Origin of the sequence: Flavobacterium macacae, assembly GCF_003865365.1 — a bacterium.
GTDB classification, from domain to species: Bacteria; Bacteroidota; Bacteroidia; order Flavobacteriales; family Flavobacteriaceae; genus Flavobacterium; species Flavobacterium macacae.
Map to the genome: position 1 here is coordinate 75,786 of NZ_RQVR01000008.1, position 22,337 is coordinate 98,122.

A 22,337-nucleotide genomic window follows, 5' to 3' on the forward strand; every position below is an offset into this window, starting at 1 on the left:
GTTTTTATTAAAATTCAATATTTACTCCGAAGATAAATGTTTTGATATTTGGGTAAGCAGACAGCTCAATACCTGCCGTTTCACGTGGTGTACCACTATTATTTAATTCAGGAGTAAATCCAGAATATTTAGTGAACATAAATGGATTTTGAGCTGTACCGTAGATTCTTAATTTAGAAATTTTGAACATATCAACAAAAGTATATCCTAATGTGATGTTGTTGATTCTAAAGTAATCTCCGTCTTCTAAGAAATAGCTTGATGCTAAAGCATCTCTATTTGCTCCTGGGTTTGTGTTTGATGTTCCAGGTCCAGTCCAACGACCATTGAATGTATCTGCAGCAATATTTTCACCACCATCAATTCTAGTTCCTTTAAGACCATTGTAAACTTTGTTTCCACCAACTCCAAAACCATCAACAGAAAGATCAAAGTTTTTATAAGCAAGATTAATGTTTACGCCGTAAGAGAATTTAGGAATGTAAGAACCAAAATATTTTTTATCTCTATCATCAATCAAACCATCACCGTTTTGATCTACATATCTCAAGTGTCCTGGTGCTGGATTACCGATGTGCGGATTGGCATCAATTTCTGCTTGAGTTTGCCAAACTCCGTTTGATTCAAGCATCCACCAAGAATAAATTGGTTGTCCTTCTTGAAGTCTTTTTGTAATTTGACCATCACCTAAGCTTCCTCCGATTGTTCCGTCGTAAGCTGGTTTAACATTTTCAAGGGTATTTGTATTTCTACCATAGTTGACACCAATACTATAAGTAAAATCATCGGTGATATTATCTCTCCAGTTCAAAGAAGCCTCAATACCTTTGTTTCTAACTTCACCACCGTGATCAAAATAGTTTGAGCTATAGGGTCCATTTAAAATTGGTTTAACATCAATAACCGTGTTTGTATTTAACCTGTTATAGTAATCAACAGTACCTGATAATCTTCTTTCAAGCAATTCAAAATCAAGTCCAACATTTACTTCTTTAGTAACTTCCCAAGAAAGTTCAGTTGCCGGAGATCCTGCGCTTGATCCAAGAATTAAATCTTGATTTGGTCCAAAAACATAATTATTGTTTCCACTTCCTGCATCCACATTGATAACACTAATATTTACGGGAACGTTTGCATTTCCAACTTCACCATAACCTGCTCTTAACTTAATAAAATCAATGTTTTTGATGTCTTTCAAAAAGCTTTCGTTTGTGATTACCCAACCTGCACTTACAGAAGGGAAAGTTCCCCAATATTCGGCATTATTTTTAAAAGCACTGTTTCCATCGCGACGTACTGTACCAGAAATATAATACCTTTCGTCAAAATTATATTGAATCCTTCCAAAATAAGACAATACTTGAATTGGATCAGCATAAAATTGCTGCGCTACTTTTAATGGATTGGAAGATCCAAGGTTGATATTCCAATAATTTTCTTGAGCCGGAACATTGTATCCTTGCATGTAAGACTCATAAATGTCGTTTCTTCTTTCTTGAGTTACCCCTAATGTTGCATCAAAATTGTGCTTCCCAAAAGATTTATCAAAAGTTAAATAAGTATCCCAGTTATATCTAAAACTTTCAACATCTCTATAAGACAAAGAGTTATCAGCAAATTCAGTTGAATTTGGCGCCGCTGCTTGACTCGCATCAAATGAAGCACCCGTTCTTGTTGGATCAGCAGTTAACCATCTTGCTCGAATATCACTGAAAACACGTGTTTTAGAGTATGATTTTGTTGCACCAAAACGAGAAGTTGCAGTCAACCAATCTGTAATTTCATAATCGGCTTGAATTAAACCTTGCAATTCCATCATTTTATTTTTCTCATTGGCATAGAAAGCATTTGCTACTGGATTTCCAATTGCATTCAATCTACCTCCAGATTCTCCAGGACCAATCTCATAACCAACTTGACCTGTCGTTTTATTCCAAAAACTTTGCCCATATCTTCCGTCAGGATATAATACAGGAACAACTGGTGCTTGTTTGTAAGCATCAGTAAATGAACTATAAGGCTTTGGAGTTGATTTTGCAAAAGATGCACTAAAATTTTGTGTGATTTTTAATTTACCATCAATTGCTTTCAAGGTATTGCTTGATCTCAACGTATTTCTTGACACATCATGATCATCGATTAAACCGTCTTCTGTGTAATTATTAAAACTGAAATAATAGGTACTGTTTTCATTTCCACCAGAAAAAGAAACATCATTTCCTTGTGAAAAGCTTACTCCTGCCAAAGCATCAAACCAATCCGTATTGTATTGTTGATTCGTTGAGAGTCTTTCAGAAAGTCCTAATGCAGCTTGTTTTTCATTGAAAAAAGTAACATATTGGCTTGAGTTAGCCATCTTAACTTGATTAAGAATTGACTTTGTACCATAAAAAGAATTGACTTTAATTTGAGTATTTCCTTGTTTTCCTTTTTTAGTTGTAATGAAAACTACACCATTTGCAGCATTTGAACCATAAATTGCAGACGAAGCTGCATCTTTCATAACATCAAATGATTCGATATCATTTGGGTTCAAATTTGCAATAGATCCTGTAATAATACCATCAACAACATACATTGGAGATCTTCCCGATTCGGCAGTTCCAAGTCCACGTATAATAATTGTTGGTGTTGCTCCCGGAGCATCATTTGCAATAATATTTACACCAGCAGCTTTACCTTGTAAAGATTGTAATGCATTATAAGCAGGTTGCTTTGTAATTTGATCTGATTTAATTGTTGAAATTGCACTGGTTAAGTCTGACCTCTTCTGTGAACCATAACCAACAACTACAACTTCATCAATATCAGTTGCCGCAGATGACATTGAAACACTCATACCTGCTGATGCAGTAACCGTTTGTGTTTGGTAACCTAAAAATGTGAAAGTAAGCGATTCACCCGCTTTGGCATTGATAGAGAAATTTCCATCAAAATCTGTAATCGTGCTTGAACTTGCTGTAGCATTCGAAATGGTCACACCTGGAAGTGGCAAACCAGTTTCGTCAAGCACTTTTCCATTGATATCTTGAGCCATTATCTGACCTTGATATAAAAGGAATACAAATACCCCGAAAATAAAGTTTTTCATTTGTTTGAAATTTGTTAAAGTTAGTGCTACTAAATTAACAAATTACAACGTTGTAGTAACCATGACTCCCTCACTACATGACTACATCATTTTAAAAAAAAACAAATTCAAATAATTGATTAATAGATAATTAAAATTACAAACACTACATTAAAAGTTATGTTAAAAAAGTAGGCATGATGTAGTATTGATGGGTTATAATATCTTAAAAAAAGGGTTTAATAATTAAAATATGCGTAAAAAAGTAGTTCTTTTTACACATTAATCATAAACTTAGAAAGGCTTTCTTCTGACGTCAGCTCTAATTTCTTTCGTAACCTATAACGATGTAGTTCAACTCCACGGAAAGAAATATTCATTAGTGGTGCTATTTCTTTTGAAGATAAATTCATTTTTAAATAGATACAAAGTTTAATGTCTTTAGAAGTCAAAATCGGATATTTGTTTGATAATTTATGTACAAAATCTTCATTGCTTTGCATCAAATTATGCTGAAAACTCTCCCACTCATTTTTATTAAGCGCGTTAATTTTAATCGATTTTTTTATCTTAGATTTTAGTTGCGATAAATCGGTTTCTTTTTCTAAAATTTGTTTAATACTTTCAATCATTTCACTTTGCTTTGCAATTGAAAGAGATTTTCCAGCAACTTCATAAGCTTTGTTTTGTACTTCAATTTCTAAGATATGTTTTTCATATTCTTGCAATTTCAGCTTATTCTCCGCATTTAATTCGAGTTGCAGAATTTCTTTTTGGTGTTTTAATTCTTCTTCGTTCAATTTAATTTTCTCTAAATACCTGATTTTATTCCACTTGTAATATAGAAAGAAACTTCCCGCAATTAGAATAATATAAATACAAATCATCCAAAACGAAAAATACCAAGGTTTTGCAACTTGAAAATCATACACCGCTGTTTTCACAAAACTGGTTCCATCATTATAAAAAATTTCAAGTTCTTGATTGCCGCTTGATAAGTTATTTAAAACTAGGTGTCCTTTTTTTATTGGAATAAAATCTTTAGAATCATTTAATTTATAAAATAAATCAGGCCTATTGTATCCAAAGTAATCTGTAATTACACTGATTTCCACCGATTGATTGTAATCTATTTTGGTGTCATCTAAAATTAAATTTCCTTTATAAAAACCTTCAACAAAAACATTCTCAATTTTTCTCTTAGAGTTATTTAACTTAAAAGAAATGAATCCGTCATCAAGATTCATAAAAAGCGCATCGCCATTTTTATTCACTTTTATGTTTTCTATGATATTTCTTCCTTCGTAGTATTTTTCCGGAATTGATGTCCAAATAAAATCTCGGTTTACCTGCGAAATCGAATAGATATTTCCGTTTTTCAAGACCAAGAAGTTATTATCATCAATGGGAATAATATCTGAGATATCTTTGAAGTTTTCATTAAAAATGGTGTCTTTTACGAGTTTTCCCGAAATAGAATTGTAAACGTACCAAGTGTTATTTATATAAAAGAGTACTTCATTCTTATAGCTGAATAATTTCACGCCATAATCATTGCTAATTCCATTGTCTTGCGAAACGTTTTCAACTTTATCTACATTAAATTTAGCGTCATACGTAATGCGATATAGACTTCGATAGGTATCTGCAGCCCAAAGTTCGCCTGCTTGTTTCTGAGCGATATTTCGGATTGGTTTTTGCAATTTGTCTAAAAATTTCCACTTGCTTAAGTCATTGGTATCTTCATACACAACGATTCCGGAGTAATTTCCTTGAAAATAAACGCTTTCATAAGGACTTCTTAAAAATTTCCAGCCACCATTTACTTCATTTACCTTTTTTAAATTTGAAACTCCGTCATAAATATAGGTACCGTCATTGTGTCCAATAATAAATTCATCGTCTTTTTTAAAGATATCCCAAACTTGCCCTTGCGAATTTGGAATCACATTTAATTGCTGATTTTTGCTTGTGAAAATTCCGTGATTCGTTACAAAAAGGTATCCGTTATTAATGGTAGAAATCGAATAAACTGAACCGAGAATCCCTGAATTATCTGTAAAAACCTTTACTGGGGAATTGATTTCAATGTGGCAAATTCCGTTATCTAAACCGAGCCACAAATCTTTTTCTTTGTCAACCGCAATCGAAAGAATAGAGTTGTTTTTTAAGGCATTTTTTCGGTTTAAATTGATATAAGAATTGTCGTCTAAGTTTAAAATGTAAATTCCGTGTAGCCCTGTTCCAATAACCAAAGTACGGTCGTCAACAAAATTGGCAGTAACTAAAACTTCTTTTTTAACGATATCATTTAAAGGATGATTCCAACGAACCAGTCCATTATTTTCTTCAATGAAAACGCCATTGTTTTTTGTAAAAAAATAAATCTTTCCTTTGTGTTTCTGCATATTATGAACAACATTATTTTCTAACGCTGTCCAATTTTCTTTTTTAATAAATTTATTTCCTTGTAAAATGTAAATTCCATTTTTTACAGTTGCCACATAGATCTGTTTATCAACTACATAACAGTAAGAAACTTGTGAAGGGAATTTTAATTTTGTTGTATTTGAATCGTCGTGAATAAAAATTTCATTAAAGGTTTGGAAATAGATTTTTCCATCCAATTTGAAAATTTTCCAGATTTCTTCATTGTCAGAACTGCCATAAAATATATTTTTTCCTTTTGAAAGCGAATAATATTTCATCTTTCCTTCTACTCTTTTCCAATACCCAAATTCTTTATAAGAACCCGAATAAATTTTATCGCCATCAATAAAAATAGAGCGAATAATAGTTTTGTTTGGTAGCGTATATTTTTCCCATTTAACCCCATTGTATCTTAAAAAATACTGGTTATTAGCAAAATACATTGCATTATCATTGCCTTGAGCCACATTCCAAACTTGATTATCACCGCTATAATCTGATTTTGTAAAGTTTTCAACAAAGGGTAAAAGCTCTTGAGAATAAGAACTATAACTTAAAAATGAGGAGATTAAGAGTACGAAAAATTTAAATTTCAAAATATATTTATTAGCTTTTCAAATATAGAAAACATATTCATTTTAAAGAAACATACCAAAACATAAATAAAATTTAATGTAGCCTCAGAAATAAGAAAAAAAACTATTTTTGCTTTAAATTCTATTGCAATGAAAAAAATCCTTAGCCTTTTGGTTTGCTTGTTCGTTTTAAATGCCTGTGATGATGGTGAAATGGCTTTTGATTCTTTTGATTTTTCAGAAGTTACCTCATCTAGCTGTACCAATAACAATTTGATTTTCAAGGTAAATGCAAATGAAGCATTGCTACTTCAAATCAATGATGCAACTGATCGATTTCCTTTTAGAAATGAAATTGGAGCAACACCAAGAGTTTATAACATCAACACTAATAATAAAGTGATTTATAGAACTTATAATGGGAATGTTACTAACACTTATTTCTGTGCTACAATTCCTCCGGTTACACCAACGGTTTCAACAGAATGGATAACATCTGATTCAAGCGGCGGAACAATTGAAATTACGACCTCAATGATTCCAAGCACAACCAGTGCGAGTACTGCAAAATACCAACATTCTATTGTTTTTAAAAATATTACGCTTGTCAATTCTGATGGCGCAACGATGACGTATGAAACGTTGAATTTTGGCGTTTACCAAACAAATTCGAATGTGAAGTTTGCTTTTGGAAATACAGTGCCGCAAAGGTGTGCAGGAACAAATACATTTTTGAAAGTATTTGATACAAATATCGGAAATGAGCTTACAAGAGAAAATATCAATGAAGTTTTAGAATTAAAAATTCCAACTACTTTATTTCCTACCGTAATTAATGGTTCAGAAAAGGTATTCTTAAATCAATTACAAGGGGTTACAGCCACTTATAGAATTTATGACGGAGATGTTCTTGCTCAAAATTATTGCGCTGTAACAGGTTTACCAACATTATTTGAAGAATGGGCCGCTGAAGACGGTTTAAACGAAACACTTGACGAAGATGATACTGGTTTTATCACTATTACTTCGGGACCCACCTTAGTTAATGGACAACTAACCTATACGATCACTTACAAAGATTTTACATTTATAAGAGTTACGCCTCAACCAACCGATCCCTTGTTAACAAATAAATTTACTTCTGAATTACACAATTTTGGAAACATAACGTTCTAATAAAAAAGCTCCGATAAATTATCGGAGCTTTTTTTATCTATTTGGATTCTGTTTGATGTACACTTCTGTAGCTCCCAAACCATATTTTTGATAATCGGCATCTTGGAAGACAATTTCATCATAACGTCCCAAGAGAAAATCAAGCTCAGATTTTAAAACGCCCTCACCGACTCCGTGGATAAAAACAATTTTTGGAATTCTATTTCTGATAGAAAATTCAATATGTCTTTTGGCTGTTTCAGTTTGCAAAGTCAAAATGTCATAATTGGACATACCTCTTTTATTTGGAACTAATTTTTCAATGTGCAAATCAAATTCTGGAGCCGCCCTTTCATTTTTATCCTTCTTTTCTTTTACAAAACTTCTCGGCTTCGGAATTTCTTTATCTTTTAAAACTTCATTGAAATTGTGACCTCCAATGCCTAAATTTATAGAAGAATCAATTTTAATAAGTTCTTTCATCGCATAAGTCAACTCAAAACCGTCTTCAGTTTCAACAGTAACTTGATCATTTTTTACTGACAAAACTACACCATTTACAGCTTCGTCTAAAACCGTTACTTTATCCCCTTTCGTTATCATCTTCTTCAGAATTTTCTTCGTTTTTACTTGGTACTTTTGCTGTCAATCGCATCATTCCATACATAAATAAAACAATTGCAACAATCATAATATAAATATTCGGACTGCTTTTGCTTTGTTCATATAAAGCAACTCCGATCGCAATTATCATTATAGGTATAAATAATTTTTTCATTATCGTTTCATTTTCTTGAATTCCAAAAGTAAGAAACTATAAAATAATAACTGTTCAATCACTTTAAAGTTTCTTGTTTTTTTCGTAAAATTGCGTAATAAAGAAATCTATGACAAATGGAAGAGTATATGCTCCCTTGCCTGAGCAAAAGATATTTTGGATTGGAATGTATGGGATGCGGAAGCCAAAGAGCCTTGTTTATGGTTTTCAAAGGTGACTTTGCAGATGCCTTTTATATGTTTCCAGCCATTTACACCACACTTCTCTTTGTTATTGTTGTGGGTCTAAATTTTATCGACAGAGCAAGAAACTATCACAAATTAATCATTTCTTCGGCAATCATCAATGCAATAATTATGGTCGGAGCTTTTCTTTTCAAAATATCAAATCACTAAATACAACCAAAAACAAATCAAACAATGGAAAATCAAAAATTACCTAATGCAACTGCTGTAATTGTACTGTCAATTATTTCGATCATCACATGTTGTTGCTTTGGAATTATCGGTTTAATCTTTGGTCTTATTGCCTTATTTTTAGCAAACAAAGACATGAAACTTTACCGAGAAAATCCTGAATTATACTCAAATTATGGCAATTTAAACACCGGAAGAATATTAGCAATTATCGGGACTGTTTTAAGCGCAATAACTTTATTATATTTTATTTACGCATTTGCAACTACCACGCCTGAAGAATGGGAAATGTTTATGACGGAATATAATAAAGCTTTAGAAGAAGCGCAGAGAAATCAAAGCAGATAATTTTTTGACATAAATTAAAAAAGAGCCACTAATTAAAGTCGCTCTTTTTTATTCTATAATTTAGTAATTAAAATGCTGAAGACGCTGCTCCAATCATTGTAATAACAATAATCAATATATAAAATGAAATGAGTACAATGGTAAAAATCCCCATAAATTTATAATGCGATTTTAAAAATTCAAAGGATTTTGTCAAAGATTCAGTATCATCTGTCCTAAAAGCTTGTTTTGCATTTGAAGCAAACTTGTTTAAATAGTAAACTGGGAAAAAATAAATTAGCGCAATAATCAAATAAAGAACGGTAATAAATGTGCCTCCCATTGCACCAAGTGCTCCCATTCCACCGCCACTCATTGCACCGGCGCCAGCAATTACAGATCCAAAAAAAAGTGCTGCTAAAACCATAAAACCAATACCAACATAACCAACAATTGATAAAAAATAAGCCCATTTGGCAATTTCCTTTAAAAAGGATTTTGCAGTCTCATTCAATTGCATTTCAAAATTTTCAAAAGTAGATCTTTCTTCCATAAAATATTTATTTAATTATTTTTGTAATCAAATTTAACATTTTATTTGTAATAAAGAAATTTTGCTCATAAAAAAAACCACTTTTCAGTGGCTTTCTTTTTTATTTTTCAAACTGCTTTAAAGTCTTTATGATAATCGAAACACAATCTAAAAGTTCTTCCTCATTCATAACCAAAGGCGGCGCAAAACGAATAATATTTCCGTGAGTTGGTTTCGCCAAAAGTCCGTTATCGCGCAAAGCCATACAGATATTCCAAGCCGTGTCGCTTTCTTCTGTATCGTTAATCACAACGGCATTTAAAAGTCCTTTACCTCTAACAAGCGTTGCAATAGTACTTGTTTGGATATAATTGTCTAATTTTTCTCTGAATATATTTCCCAAATATGTTGCATTTTCTGCCAAATTTTCATCTGTAACTACTTCTAAAGCAGCAATAGCAACAGCAGCAGCAATCGGATTTCCTCCAAAAGTAGAACCGTGTTGTCCTGGCTTGATAACATTCATAATCGAGTCATTTGCCAAAACCGCAGAAACTGGATAAGCGCCTCCTGACAATGCCTTGCCAAGAATCAAAATATCGGGCTGCACATTTTCGTGGTGGACCGCTAATAATTTTCCTGTTCTGGCAATTCCAGTTTGAACTTCGTCAGCAATAAAAAGAACGTTGTACTTTGCACACAATTCTTTTGCTTTGGTTAAATATCCTTCTGCCGGAACATAAACTCCAGCTTCACCTTGAATGGGCTCAACTAAGAATCCAGCTATATTTTTTTGAGTTTTCAAAACGTTTTCCAACGCCTCTAAATCGTCATAGGCAATGCTGATGAAACCAGCCGTGTATGGACCAAAGTTTTTGCGCGCATTTTCATCATTGGAGAACGAAATAATGGTAGTTGTTCTTCCGTGGAAATTTCCGTCACAAACAATAATTTGTGCTTCATTTTCTGCGATTCCGTTTTTTTCGTAAGCCCATTTTCTGCAAAGCTTGATCGCCGTTTCCACAGCTTCTGCTCCCGTATTCATCGGAAGCACTTTATCAAATCCAAAATATTTGGTTACAAATTCTTCGTATTTTCCTAATTTATCATTGTAAAAAGCACGTGAAGTCAACGTTAAAGTTTGTGCTTGCTCAACCATAGCTCCAATAATTTTTGGATGGCAGTGCCCTTGATTTACAGCGGAATAAGCTGAAAGAAAATCATAGTATTTTTTTCCGTCAGTATCCCAAACATATACGCCCTCGCCCTTGCTTAAAACCACAGGAAGCGGATGATAATTGTGCGCTCCGTATTTTTCTTCTAATGCGATTGCATCATTATTTTTTTCTAAAATTGACATAGTGACAGTGTTTTTTATTCTTCAAAATTTGATTCCTTCTTTTGGAGAGAAATCATCCATAATTCTTTGCAAAATTAGTGAAACTTATTTGATTTTCAATCGATATCGAAGATGATATGGCCCCCATTCTTCCCAATTATTACCGATTATTTATAAAGTAAATCCAGTTAAAAATTTAGAAGCTTGTTGAATATGACTGTCATATAAAGTAAATCCCATTTCTCCAACTGACTTTTCAGATGCAAAAATGGGATTCTTGTATTTCAAAATGCTTTGGGTTTTTATGCTAAAACCAATGTTGCATTCGATGTAATTTTTGTGTTTAAAAGTCTTGAAATTGGACAAGTTGTTTCTGCTTTTGTCACCAATTCTTGAAATTTATCTGTAGTGATATCGTCTACTCTCGCCACAACTGAAAGATGTGAACCAACAACGCTTCCGTCTTGAAAATCAACATCACATTTTGTTTCTATGGAAGCCACTGTAAATCCGTTTTCGTTTAAATAAGCGGTCAATTGCATGGTGAAACATCCTGCGTGTGCGGCTGCAATTAATTCCTCTGGATTGGTTCCGTTGCCATGCTCAAATCTGGTCTTGAACGAATATTGAGTATTGTTCATTACATGGCTGTCTGTTGAAATTTTTCCGTTCCCTTCTTTTAATGAACCTTCCCAGACTGCTTTTGCTCCTCTTTTCATAATTTATTTTTATTGGTTGTTAGTTTCATAAATTTACAAAAATGAACTGTTTGTTTGAGTGTTTTTGGAGAAACTTTAACAACATTACTTTAATTCGTCTTCCCTCAAAATTATGTTTTTAGCATATTGTGATTCCGGTTTAGCGAATTTTTTAACTTGCTTCGCCCATACTTCAAATTTACTTTTTTCCTTAGATTGGTAATAAACTACAGCCATGTTATAAGCCATCTCTGCTTTTTGTGAATCGTCTTTTAAAATTGAGATTCCTATTTTATAAATTTTTTCTGCCTCTAAAGGTTTTTCCAAATTGATGAACGAATAACCTAATTCGCGATAAAACATAGGATCATTTGCATTATTTTTCAATGCTTTTTCAAGAACTTCAACTGCTTTTTGAAATTCACCAATTGCATTATAAGCGTATGAAAGTTCAAATTCTAAACCTTTTTCGTGAGGGCTCATTTTATAAGCCTTCAGTAAAACCGGAACCGCATTTTTACTTGCTCCAATGTGATTTAAATGATATCCTTTTCGAGTAAGAGTTTCTGCTGTTTCATCAGATTTATAAATTTCTAACCAATCTGGTACTTTTGGAAGTTCAAGTTCTTTTAATTTCGCATCAGGAATGATTGCCATTTTCATGGTGTTAGGCTCAAGTCTACGGATCATCCTAGTAGCAGCTCTTTTCTCTTCAGAAGTAAACTTTCCTTTAGCATCAACAGAAAAATTACCTCCAAAATGAAAAGTATAACCTGCTGTATTATCTAAATAAATAAATCCGTACATATATTTATTTTCTCCCTCTTTCGGTGGAAATGCAACCCAATGATCTTCACTTTCATAAAACATTTTATCAAATTCCAGAATATTTTCTTGAGCAAAAATTACAAAGTTTAAAAAACAAAAAAAAGAGGTTAATATGGTTTTCATAATCAAAATTTAAGGTTGATAGCAATTACTAAAGTACTCTAATTTGTTAACAGAAAAAGCTTACGTTAAAAAATTTTCCATTTTCAATTCATTAAACCGAACAATCGCTTATTTTTGCGGTATGGGAAGAAAGACGACAGACAAGGTTATTTTTGAGAATGTAAAAGTGCTGGATGCCGGCGCTAAAGGGGTTTCAGTGGCAAAAGCGCCAGACGGAAAAGTGATTTTTATTCCGAATGTGGTGCCGGGAGATGTGGTTGATGTGCAGACTTTTAAGAAGAGAAAAGCCTATTATGAAGGAAAAGCAATCAATTTTCATGAATTTTCTGAAGATAGAATTGCCCCGGTTTGCGAGCATTTTGGTTCTTGTGGCGGTTGCAAATGGCAAAATATGACCTATGAAAAACAGCTGTTTTACAAAAACAACGAGGTTTTCAATCATTTAAAACGCATTGGAAAAATTGATTTGCCTGAATTTGAACCGATTTTAGGTTCAGAGAAGAAATTTTTCTACAGAAATAAAATGGAATTTTCGTTTTCAAACGCGCGTTGGCTGACCGAACAAGAATTGGCGAGCGATGAGCAATTTGAGAATAAAAATGCCTTGGGTTTCCATATTCCGAAAATGTGGGACAAGATTTTGAATATCGACAAATGTTATTTGCAGGAAGATCCTTCAAACGATATCAGAAACTCAGTTCGTGATTATGCAAACGAACACAATTTGCCATTTTTTAATCCGAGAAATCACGAAGGATTGTTGCGAACGCTGATGATTCGTACGGCTTCGACCGGAGAAATTATGGTTTTGATTCAATTTTTTGAAGAAAACAAAGAACAAAGAGAAGGTTTGCTGGAATTTTTATTACAGAAATTCCCAAACATTATGTCGCTTCAATATGTCATCAATGGCAAGCCAAACGATACTATTTATGACCAAGATGTGGTTCTGTATAAAGGCAGAGATTATATTTTGGAAGAAATGGAAGGTTTGAAATTTAGCATTAATGCGAAATCTTTTTACCAGACAAATTCAGACCAAGCCTACGAATTATATAAAATTACGAGAGATTTTGCGGGTCTGACCGGAAATGAATTAGTGTATGATTTGTATACCGGAACGGGTACCATAGCACAATTCGTTTCGAAACAAGCTAAAAAAGTAATTGGCGTGGAAGCGGTTCCTGAAGCAATTGCTGATGCCAAAGAAAATGCGAAACGCAATAATATTACCAACTGCGAGTTTTTTGTGGGCGATATGAAAGTAGTTTTCAACGATGCTTTTATTACGCAACACGGCAAGCCAGACGTTATTATCACTGATCCGCCGAGAGATGGAATGCACAAAGATGTGGTGCAACAGATTTTAAATATTGCGCCAGAAAGAATCGTGTATGTGAGTTGTAGTTCTGCCACGCAAGCGCGTGACTTGGCTTTAATGGATGAAATGTATAAAGTTGCCAAAGTTCGTCCAGTGGATATGTTTCCGCAGACGCACCACGTTGAAAATGTTGTACTTTTGGAAAAAAGATAGCAGATGAAGAAATTTCTAAAAATAATTGTAGCCTTATTTTGTGCCATTTCCATCTTTGGATGTGAAAAAGATGATATTTGTCCGGATACAACGCCCACAACTCCAAGATTGATTTTTGAGTTTTATGAATTCAATAATCCTAATGTTTTGAGAAGTGTTTCGAATTTGAAGGTTTTTGTAAATGATACAGAAAGCGTTGTTTTGAATGAATCTTCTACGGCAACTGATTCCACTAAATTTATTGCGACAGGAACAAAAATTGCGCTTCCTTTAGATTTTAATAGCAATGAGACTACTTTTAAATTAAGATTAGATGATCCTGCAAGTAGTGATCCTTTAGTTTTTTTTGATGATGATATGACAATTAGTTATAATTCTGAACAGATTTATGTATCGAGAGCGTGCGGATTCAAAACTAACTTTGATATTATTAACATAAATCAAACGGATGCAGTAGAAGATCGATGGATCAAAAACTTAATTATTGAACTACCTAATGTACAAACGGAAAATGAAATACACGTTAAAATTTATTTTTAGCCTAACATTAGTGCTGGTTTCAAAAATGTCTTTTTCACAGCAAACTATAAAAAAAGACAGCATTGTTCCAAAAACGGATCGTTATGGATTGCGTGTTGGAGCTGATTTATATAAAATTACCCGATCACTTTATGATGAAGATTATAAAGGTTTTGAAATTACTGCCGATTATCGTTACTCTAAAAAGATTTTTATAGCTGGAGAAATGGGTAATGAAAATAAAACGACCGATGAAGCTCAGATGAACTTTACCACAAAGGGAACATATTTTAAAGTGGGAGTTGATTACAATATGTATGAGAATTGGTTGGATATGGAAAATCTCATCACATTAGGTTTGCGCTATGGCGTTAGTTCCTTTTCTCAGGAATTGAACAGTTACAGCATTTACGCGCCTTACCCAAGTCCGTTTGAGGGGCAATCAGCAATTCTTCCTAGAGAATTTGATGGTCTTTCTGCGCATTGGATTGAAATTGTTGCTGGTGTGAAAGCGGAAGTGATTAACAATGTTTTTCTGGGTTTCAGCGTAAGGCTGAATCATTTGGTTTCAAATAAAAAGCCTGAAAATTTCGACAACTTATATATTCCTGGATTTAACCGAACCTATGAAGCTGATTTTGGTGTGGGATTCAATTATACCGTGAGCTACTTTATTCCACTTTATAAGAAAAAGAACATTCCAAAAGTAGAAGATAAAAAATAAGAAAATTGCACAAAAAGAAAAATGAGATAATTAGTTGTAAACTAATTATCTCATTTTCTTTTTCAACATATTATCTAATTACTTAATCTGCTTGATTCCTTTTAAGAAAATCCAGCTCATAAAAAGCTTTTCGCCATCATTGGTTTTAACGGCTTGAAATTTTGGAGAAATTATAGTTCCTATAATAAATGCAGTAACAGGAACCCAAAGTCCTGTCAAATTTGTGTAAGTGCCAATCAAAAAACGGAATCCGATAAACAATACCGCAAAACTCAATAGTTGGTAAATAAATGCTTGTGCCTTTAAACTCATTTTTATATTTTTAATAATTATTCTTCTTTTCTATCTTGAAATTTAGTCCTTTTACTTCCTTCATACATTTCATATTTCACCAATCTTGCTTCTAAACTTCCGTTGAAAAGCTTGATTTTTCTCGAAGGTTTTAGGCCTACAAATTTCAAAGCTTCTAAATTGGCAGTAATAAACCACGCATTTGTCCCCGGATAGCTTTGTTTCAATGTATCGCCGATATCTTTGTAAAAACGTTCCATTTCAATATTCAAACGCTCTCCATACGGCGGATTAAAAACCATGTGCAGCGGACCTTGCGTTATTTTTTCAGTATCAAAAAAGTTCTTTTCTGAAATGGTTACATATTCGTCAAGATTCGCATTTTTAATGTTATCTTTTGCTTTAGCAACTGCCGATGGCGCTTTATCATGGCCTTGAATGGTGTAATGAAATTCTTTTACTTTCTTCAAAAGCGAATCGGTGATTTGGTCAAAAAGATCATTGTCCCAATCATTCCATTTTTCAAAAGCGAATTCTTTTCGGTTCAAATTTGCCGGAATATTGCAGGCAATCATCGCCGCTTCTGCTAAAATTGTTCCTGAACCACACATTGGGTCAATAAAATGGCCTTGGCCTTCCCAACCTGAAAGCAACACCATTCCCGCCGCCAAAACTTCATTGATTGGCGCAATATTGGTCGCAGTTCTGTACCCCCTTTGGTGCAAAGAATTTCCAGAAGTATCCAATGCCACAGAAACTTGGTCTTTGTCAATATGGATGTTGATTCTCAAATCGGGATAATCTTTGTCAACGCTTGGCCTTGCTCCTATTCTGTTTCTAAATTGATCCACAATCGCGTCTTTTGATTTTTGGGAAACAAATTGCGAATGCTTGAAATAATCAGAATGAACCGTTGTATCGATCACAAAAGTCTGGTTGGCGTTCAGGTATTTTGACCAATCGATTCCTGAAATTCCTTTGTACAAGCCCAATTCATTATTGGCCCTGAAATAATAAATCGGTTTTAAAATTTTTAATGCTGTTCGCAACGAAAGATTGGCTTTGTACATAAAACCTTTGTCTCCCACAAAGCTTACCATTCTCACGCCTTGTTCTACATCTTGGGCGCCTAAAATTTGCAATTCTTTTGCTAATATTTCTTCAAAGCCAAAAAAAGTCTTGGCTATCATTTTAAAATTTTCCATAAAATTCTTCTAATTCGTAAAATTGCAACTTAATTGCGTTTTACATTTTGGCTTATGCCAATTTTCTGCAAAAATACACTAAATTTGTGGCTTAAATAAATACGATGCAAAAAGAAAACAATACTTGGTTCGCCTCTTGGTTCGACACTCCTTATTATCACATTCTTTACAAAGACCGAGATTATGCCGAAGCACAAGTGTTTATGGACAATATCACGCACTATTTGAATCTTCCAGAAGAAGCGAAAATTCTGGATTTAGCGTGCGGAAAAGGACGTCATTCTATCTATTTAAACGAATTGGGTTATGACGTTACCGGTGCCGATTTATCTGAAAACAGCATTGCCGAAGCTTCAAAAAATGCAAATGAGAAACTGCATTTTGAAGTTCACGATATGAGAATGCCGTTTGAGCAGAAATTTGACGCCATTTTTAACCTCTTCACCAGTTTTGGCTATTTTGAAAATGACGCTGATAATTTGACTACTTTAAAAGCCATTCAAGAAAGCTTGACCGAATATGGTTTTGCCGTAATTGATTTTATGAATGTTCAAAGGGTAATTGAAAATTTAGTTCCTCAAGAAGTAAAAACCGTTGACGGCATTGACTTTCACATCAAAAGATATGTAAAAGACAATCATATTTACAAGGAAATTGATTTTGAAGATAAAGGCGAAAAGTTTCATTTCACTGAAAAAGTACAAGCCTTGAAATTGCAAGATTTTGAAGAAATGATGGAAGAAGCCGGAATTTATCTTTTAGACACCTTTGGAGATTACAAGCTGAAAAAATTCTTCAAAAACGAGAGCGAAAGACTAATTATGGTTTTTAAATAATTCAATAGTTCTATTTAAATGGACAACATTTTAACTTACATTCTTCCCTTATTTTCGGTTTTGATCGGCTATGCCGTTGCCTTATTTTTAAAGCCTACGAAGAAAACCAACCTGAAACTTTTGATGGCTTTCAGCGGTTCTTTTTTGCTTTCGATAACGGTAATGCATCTTTTGCCCGAAGTGTATGAAGCCGAAATGAACCACGGCCACGAGCACAATCACGAACATGCACATTCCAACGCGGTTGGGATTTTTATAATGCTCGGAATTTTATTCCAAATCATCTTGGAATTTTTCTCAAAAGGCGCAGAACACGGTCACGTTCACGGCCATGAAGAAATGCAAAAAATGCCTTGGCTTTTATTCATCAGTCTTTGTATCCACGCACTTTTAGAAGGTTTTCCGGTAAGCCACCACAACGATTTGGCCCTCGGAATCGCCATTCACCACTTGCCTATCGCCATCATTTTGACATCCTTTTTTGTGAATGCAAAATTGAATAAAACCGCCATTTTCTTTTTTATGGTCGTCTTCGCATTCATGACGCCATTAGGCACAGTAACAGCTCAATATTTGCCTTTTTTAATCGAATATTATACCCAAATTACCGCAGTCGTAATCGGAATTTTGTTCCACATTTCCTCCACAATCATTTTTGAAAGCAGTGAAGGACACAAGTTCAATCTGGCCAAATTGTCGATGATCGCCATCGGAATTGCCACTGCTTATTTCATATAGTTTTTGGGCGTGACCCCAGGAAAAAGCCAAATTGGCATTTTCCTGGGGTCGGGCTTTTTGCTCCCAATCTTTTATTTTTTTAAAGAAAAAAAATAAAAGGATTTCCGCTACAAATGAAATTCACTGAACTCCAAAACAATATTAAAAATGTGAAGTAATCCCTCACGCAGACACAAGAAACTTTGTAACTTTGAGGAAATAAAATTTCGACCAGAAATGAGCTTCACAAAAACTACAGAACTAGCTTCAAAATACGAACATTTAGAAAAAATGTCAGTTTCAGATTTACTATCAAATATCAATAATGAAGATAAATCCGTACCACTTGCCGTAGAAAAAGCCTTGCCACAAATTGAAAATTTAGTTTCAAAAGTGGTAGAAAAAATGAAAAAAGGCGGACGCTTATTTTATATCGGTGCCGGAACTTCAGGAAGGTTGGGAATCGTAGATGCTTCAGAGTGTCCGCCCACTTTTGGCGTTCCGTTTGACTTGGTTATCGGAATTATTGCTGGTGGCGACACTGCCATTCGAAAAGCGGTAGAATTTGCTGAAGACGATAATGACCAAGCTTGGAAAGATTTACAAGAATGGAATATCAACCAAAACGATGTCGTTGTCGGAATTGCGGCTTCGGGAACAACGCCTTATGTCATTGGAGGCTTGCAAAAATGCAACGAAAATAATATCATTACCGGAAGCATTTCTTGCAATGCCGAAAGTCCGCTGTCAAAAACTTCAAATTTGCCGATTGACGTGGTTGTCGGACCCGAATTTGTAACCGGAAGCTCCAGAATGAAAGCCGGAACAGCTCAAAAATTGGTCTTGAATATGATTTCAACCGCCACGATGATTCAGCTGGGAAAAGTGAAGGGAAACAAAATGGTCGATATGCAATTGAGCAATCACAAGCTTGTGGACAGAGCCGTAAGAATGATCATGGACGAACTTTCAATAACTGAAGCCGAAGCAAAATCATTGCTTGAAAAACACAAAAACGTTCGGAATTCTATCGAAAATTATAAAAAATAAGCAATGAAAACGGATAGAAAAATACTCCAGAAAGGAATTTTATATATGTCAATCGCAATGCCCCTGCTATTTCTGGGGCCGGTTGTGATTCACAGCGCATTTAAAAACCCAAACCATCCTTATTATTTCGCGGTTTTAGGCTTCGGCATTATAACGTGCTTAAGCGCCATGATGATGGTCTTTTTAGGACTTCGAAAAATCACGAACAGTTTATTTAAGAAAAAATGACAGAGACCGTCCATGTAGTTAAAACCTTTTCACGAGTAATTTATACCGAAGAATCAGTCAAAAACAGAGAGTTTGACCACTGCACTTTTATCGATTGCGATTTATACGGGAGCGACTTTTCCCAGTCGCAATTTTTAGATTGTACTTTTAAAGGCTGTAATCTTTCGATGGTAAAACTTAATGCCACAAGCTTAAAAAATGTAACTTTTGAAGCGTGCAAATTGATGGGAATTGCGTTTGAATATTGCGAAGACTTTTTATTTGAAGTAAAATTCAACGACTGCGTGCTCGATTTCAGTTCTTTTGCCAATAAGAAAATGGCGAAAACCAAGTTTACAAAATGCTCTATGCAAGATGTGAATTTTGCCGGAACAAATCTTTTAAAAGCCGTTTTTGAGGAAGTCAATTTAAACGGTGCTTCGTTTGAAAGAACCAATTTAACGGAAGCGGATTTATCTAAGGCTTTTAATTTTTCGATCGATCCCGAAAATAACGTGATTAAAAAAGCGAAGTTTTCATTAAAAGATGCGGGCGGATTATTAGAAAAATACAATTTAAAATTGGTTTAAGATGGAAACAAATGCTTCTTTTTTAGAAAGTGCGAAAAAGCAATTTTTGTATTACAAAATGCTGGGCGAAAAAGCCATAAATCAGCTGGAAGATGAACAGCTTTTTATCTCTTTGAACGAAGAAACCAACAGCATTGCACAAATTGTGAAACATTTATCAGGAAATATGCTTTCTCGATGGACTGATTTTCTAACTTTGGATGGTGAAAAAGAGTGGCGAGATCGCGATGGGGAATTTTTGGATACCTATCAATCAAAGGAAGAATTGCTTGAAAACTGGAATATAGGTTGGGATTGTCTTTTTAATGCGATAAATCCATTGCAACCCGAGCAGTTGAGTGACATTATTTACATTAGAAACGAAGGGCATTCTGTTGTGGAAGCGATTAACAGGCAATTGGCACATTACGCCTACCACGTTGGGCAAATTGTTTTTTATGCCAAATTGCTGAAGAAAACAGAATGGGAAAGCCTTTCGATCCCAAGGAATAAGTCGGGAGATTATAATTCTGAAAAGTTTTCGAAAGAAAAAAGCATACAGAATTTTACAGAAGAAGAACTAAATAAACTAAAATAGAATTAATAACTGATTTTTAGCCCCGATTGAAGCGGAAATCCTTTTTTTGAAAGCGCTATTTTTTGCAACAGAAAAACAGCGACCAACGGAAGCTCGTTTTTTGTGTCAGCAAAAAAAGTGATTTTTAAAAAAGAGGAAAGCGAAAAGCGGGAACAGCTTTAAATAAAAAAAAATTATGAAAAAGAAAGTACTTATGGCAGTCTTGGCACTATCTGCAATGTCTTGTTACAACATTGAGCGTAATTGTGCCGATTTTAAAACGGGAAAATTTGAGTTTGAATATGAAGTAGACGGTGTAAAAAAAGTTTCGAATTTTGTACGAAACGATACTTTGGAAATCGACACTTATGAAGGCAAAACGGATAGTTCTAAAGTGCGATGGATTAATGACTGCGAATTTGTGCTGGAAAAAATCAACCCAAAAAATATGGCAGAAAAACAGGCGGTGCATATGAAAATTTTGAGTACTGAGGGAAATTCTTATACCTTTGAATTCTCAAGATTAGGAGAAGCAAAAAAACAAAAAGGAACTGTAACTAAAATTAACGATTAAATAGTAAAATATGGAAATATTATTCACCGCAGATGCTCTGATAGCGTTGCTAACGCTGACTTTTTTAGAAATAATTTTAGGAATTGACAATATAATCTTTATTTCGATTGTAACTGGAAAACTTCCGGTGGAAGAACGAAAAAAAGCCACACGAATTGGTTTGTTTTTAGCGATGTTCATGAGAATCGCCCTTCTTTTTGGCATCTCTTTTTTAATTGCCATGAAAGCCCCGTGGTTTTCATTTGATTTTGGCTGGTTTAGCGCTGATATTACGGGACAGGCCATGATTTTATTGCTTGGAGGTTTGTTCTTGATTTATAAAAGCACCAAAGAAATTCACGAAAAAGTGGACCACAAAGGCGAGGAAGAAAAGACGTTGGGAGATGTGGCAAAAAAATCATTTTCAAATGTGATCGTTCAGATTTTGCTGATTGACTTGATTTTCTCTGTAGATTCGATTCTTACTGCTGTGGGGATGACAAACGGAATTGAAGGAGCTTTGTATATTATGGTTACGGCGGTTATAATTTCGGTTGCAGTCATGATGTTATTTGCTGTTCCAGTTGGAAATTTCGTGAATGCAAATCCATCGATCCAGATTCTTGGCCTGGCCTTTTTAATCTTGATCGGTTTTATGCTGATTACGGAAAGCATGCACTTGTCTAACGCACAATTGGCGGGACAGCACGTTGGCGTAGTTCCAAAAGGGTATTTGTATTTTGCGATTGCTTTCTCTCTAGGCGTAGAATTTATCAATATGAAAATGAGGAAGAAATCACACTAAATATCACTTTTGATATGATATAAAAAAACCTCCGTTCTCAGAATGGAGGTTTTTTTATTTAGAAATCTAAAACTCATATCCACATTCTTCACATTTGTATTTATAAAGATTATAGAACGGAATTACGACCATAATCATAGAAAATAAGAAAGAAAAGAGTGATTTTAAATCTTTTACAGTAGTAATCAGTTGTACTTTGTCAGCACCGCAATTTGTACATTTTAAAAGCTTACCATTATCATCCAATGAAAAAGTACTAATTTCTGATAAAATTTCTATCGCACGTCTATAATCTTCTTCAAGAACAAATAGCTTAACTCCACCAATTGCATTACTAACCATTGGATCGCTGTCGATAGTAAAGTTATCACGAACAAAAACTTCAATACCATCAGCTTCCAATTTTCCCTTATAAATAAAGGCTTCACTCGAATATTGATATTGACCAATTTTTAAAAAAGTGCTTTCACTCATAGATT

Annotated in this window: 25 protein-coding genes; 14 read left to right on the forward strand and 11 right to left on the reverse strand. The window is 34.1% G+C overall.

Features of this window, described 5'->3' with window-relative positions:
* Positions 1–7: 7 nt before the first annotated feature.
* The gene (locus tag EG849_RS08320; RefSeq protein ID WP_125012623.1) at positions 8–3,091 is read right to left on the reverse strand and encodes a SusC/RagA family TonB-linked outer membrane protein; all 3,084 of its coding nucleotides are present in this window, start codon (positions 3,089–3,091) and stop codon (positions 8–10) included.
* Positions 3,092–3,345: 254 nt separating this feature from the next.
* Positions 3,346–6,096, reverse strand: a complete 2,751-nt coding sequence (locus tag EG849_RS08325) for a helix-turn-helix and ligand-binding sensor domain-containing protein (RefSeq protein ID WP_125012624.1) — start codon at positions 6,094–6,096, stop codon at positions 3,346–3,348.
* A 129-nt stretch (positions 6,097–6,225) separates the two neighbouring features.
* On the opposite strand from EG849_RS08325, the gene EG849_RS08330 reads away from it, so the two are divergent.
* Entirely contained in the window at positions 6,226–7,251 is a 1,026-nt protein-coding gene (locus EG849_RS08330; protein ID WP_125012625.1) for a hypothetical protein, read from the forward strand.
* Between the two features lie 33 nt (positions 7,252–7,284).
* On the opposite strand, the gene EG849_RS08335 is transcribed toward EG849_RS08330, so the two are convergent.
* Positions 7,285–7,833: a Smr/MutS family protein gene (locus EG849_RS08335; RefSeq protein WP_125012626.1), complete on the reverse strand. Its 549-nt coding sequence runs from the start codon at positions 7,831–7,833 to the stop codon at positions 7,285–7,287.
* On the reverse strand, positions 7,814–8,008 hold the full coding sequence (locus EG849_RS08340) for a hypothetical protein (RefSeq protein WP_125012627.1): 195 nt from the start codon (positions 8,006–8,008) through the stop codon (positions 7,814–7,816). The genes EG849_RS08335 and EG849_RS08340 overlap by 20 nt, the downstream gene beginning before the upstream one ends.
* 116 nt (positions 8,009–8,124) lie before the next feature.
* Here EG849_RS08340 and EG849_RS08345 point away from each other — a divergent pair, with 116 nt between their 5' ends.
* Both EG849_RS08345 and EG849_RS08350 read left to right on the forward strand, forming a co-directional pair.
* Positions 8,125–8,403, forward strand: a complete 279-nt coding sequence (locus EG849_RS08345; RefSeq protein ID WP_125012628.1) for a DUF2752 domain-containing protein — start codon at positions 8,125–8,127, stop codon at positions 8,401–8,403.
* Positions 8,404–8,427: 24 nt separating this feature from the next.
* On the forward strand, positions 8,428–8,772 hold the full coding sequence (locus tag EG849_RS08350) for a CCC motif membrane protein (RefSeq protein WP_125012629.1): 345 nt from the start codon (positions 8,428–8,430) through the stop codon (positions 8,770–8,772).
* A gap of 67 nt (positions 8,773–8,839) precedes the next feature.
* Here EG849_RS08350 and EG849_RS08355 read toward each other — a convergent pair whose 3' ends face one another.
* From EG849_RS08355 to EG849_RS08370, 4 genes are all read right to left on the reverse strand, one after another.
* Positions 8,840–9,304: a DUF5362 family protein gene (locus EG849_RS08355; RefSeq protein ID WP_125012630.1), complete on the reverse strand. Its 465-nt coding sequence runs from the start codon at positions 9,302–9,304 to the stop codon at positions 8,840–8,842.
* A 100-nt stretch (positions 9,305–9,404) separates the two neighbouring features.
* Positions 9,405–10,643 (reverse strand): ornithine--oxo-acid transaminase, encoded by a 1,239-nt coding sequence (gene rocD / locus EG849_RS08360; RefSeq protein ID WP_125012631.1) that lies wholly within the window; start codon positions 10,641–10,643, stop codon positions 9,405–9,407.
* A gap of 281 nt (positions 10,644–10,924) precedes the next feature.
* A complete protein-coding gene (locus EG849_RS08365; RefSeq protein ID WP_125012632.1) occupies positions 10,925–11,341 on the reverse strand; it encodes an OsmC family protein in 417 nt (138 codons plus the stop codon).
* A gap of 84 nt (positions 11,342–11,425) precedes the next feature.
* Complete coding sequence (locus tag EG849_RS08370) at positions 11,426–12,271, reverse strand: tetratricopeptide repeat protein (protein WP_125012633.1); 846 nt, start codon at positions 12,269–12,271, stop codon at positions 11,426–11,428.
* A 121-nt stretch (positions 12,272–12,392) separates the two neighbouring features.
* On the opposite strand from EG849_RS08370, the gene rlmD reads away from it, so the two are divergent.
* The 3 genes from rlmD to EG849_RS08385 are packed head-to-tail and all read left to right on the forward strand — an operon-like array spanning position 12,393 to position 15,048.
* Positions 12,393–13,805: a 23S rRNA (uracil(1939)-C(5))-methyltransferase RlmD gene (gene rlmD / locus EG849_RS08375; RefSeq protein WP_125012708.1), complete on the forward strand. Its 1,413-nt coding sequence runs from the start codon at positions 12,393–12,395 to the stop codon at positions 13,803–13,805.
* Between the two features lie 3 nt (positions 13,806–13,808).
* Positions 13,809–14,345: a DUF6452 family protein gene (locus tag EG849_RS08380; RefSeq protein ID WP_125012634.1), complete on the forward strand. Its 537-nt coding sequence runs from the start codon at positions 13,809–13,811 to the stop codon at positions 14,343–14,345.
* 25 nt (positions 14,346–14,370) lie between these two features.
* Positions 14,371–15,048 (forward strand): DUF6048 family protein, encoded by a 678-nt coding sequence (locus EG849_RS08385; protein ID WP_233581765.1) that lies wholly within the window; start codon positions 14,371–14,373, stop codon positions 15,046–15,048.
* Between the two features lie 78 nt (positions 15,049–15,126).
* On the opposite strand, the gene EG849_RS08390 is transcribed toward EG849_RS08385, so the two are convergent.
* Complete coding sequence (locus EG849_RS08390; RefSeq protein WP_125012636.1) at positions 15,127–15,360, reverse strand: hypothetical protein; 234 nt, start codon at positions 15,358–15,360, stop codon at positions 15,127–15,129.
* Between the two features lie 17 nt (positions 15,361–15,377).
* Positions 15,378–16,544 (reverse strand): THUMP domain-containing class I SAM-dependent RNA methyltransferase, encoded by a 1,167-nt coding sequence (locus tag EG849_RS08395; RefSeq protein WP_125012637.1) that lies wholly within the window; start codon positions 16,542–16,544, stop codon positions 15,378–15,380.
* A 104-nt stretch (positions 16,545–16,648) separates the two neighbouring features.
* Here EG849_RS08395 and EG849_RS08400 point away from each other — a divergent pair, with 104 nt between their 5' ends.
* From EG849_RS08400 to EG849_RS08435, 8 genes are all read left to right on the forward strand, one after another.
* The gene (locus EG849_RS08400) at positions 16,649–17,380 is read left to right on the forward strand and encodes an SAM-dependent methyltransferase (protein ID WP_125012638.1); all 732 of its coding nucleotides are present in this window, start codon (positions 16,649–16,651) and stop codon (positions 17,378–17,380) included.
* A gap of 18 nt (positions 17,381–17,398) precedes the next feature.
* The gene (locus EG849_RS08405; protein WP_125012639.1) at positions 17,399–18,118 is read left to right on the forward strand and encodes a ZIP family metal transporter; all 720 of its coding nucleotides are present in this window, start codon (positions 17,399–17,401) and stop codon (positions 18,116–18,118) included.
* A gap of 216 nt (positions 18,119–18,334) precedes the next feature.
* Entirely contained in the window at positions 18,335–19,147 is an 813-nt protein-coding gene (gene murQ, locus EG849_RS08410) for an N-acetylmuramic acid 6-phosphate etherase (protein ID WP_125012640.1), read from the forward strand.
* A 3-nt stretch (positions 19,148–19,150) separates the two neighbouring features.
* A complete protein-coding gene (locus tag EG849_RS08415) occupies positions 19,151–19,375 on the forward strand; it encodes a DUF6095 family protein (RefSeq protein ID WP_125012641.1) in 225 nt (74 codons plus the stop codon).
* Complete coding sequence (locus tag EG849_RS08420; protein ID WP_125012642.1) at positions 19,372–19,944, forward strand: pentapeptide repeat-containing protein; 573 nt, start codon at positions 19,372–19,374, stop codon at positions 19,942–19,944. Before EG849_RS08415 ends, EG849_RS08420 begins: the two co-directional genes overlap by 4 nt.
* Position 19,945: 1 nt before the next feature.
* Positions 19,946–20,521 (forward strand): DUF1572 family protein, encoded by a 576-nt coding sequence (locus tag EG849_RS08425; protein ID WP_125012643.1) that lies wholly within the window; start codon positions 19,946–19,948, stop codon positions 20,519–20,521.
* Positions 20,522–20,696: 175 nt separating this feature from the next.
* On the forward strand, positions 20,697–21,074 hold the full coding sequence (locus tag EG849_RS08430) for a DNA topoisomerase IV (protein WP_125012644.1): 378 nt from the start codon (positions 20,697–20,699) through the stop codon (positions 21,072–21,074).
* A gap of 10 nt (positions 21,075–21,084) precedes the next feature.
* Positions 21,085–21,858: a TerC family protein gene (locus EG849_RS08435; RefSeq protein WP_125012645.1), complete on the forward strand. Its 774-nt coding sequence runs from the start codon at positions 21,085–21,087 to the stop codon at positions 21,856–21,858.
* 66 nt (positions 21,859–21,924) lie between these two features.
* On the opposite strand, the gene EG849_RS08440 is transcribed toward EG849_RS08435, so the two are convergent.
* Positions 21,925–22,332 (reverse strand): putative signal transducing protein, encoded by a 408-nt coding sequence (locus tag EG849_RS08440; RefSeq protein ID WP_125012646.1) that lies wholly within the window; start codon positions 22,330–22,332, stop codon positions 21,925–21,927.
* Positions 22,333–22,337 lie beyond the last annotated feature (5 nt).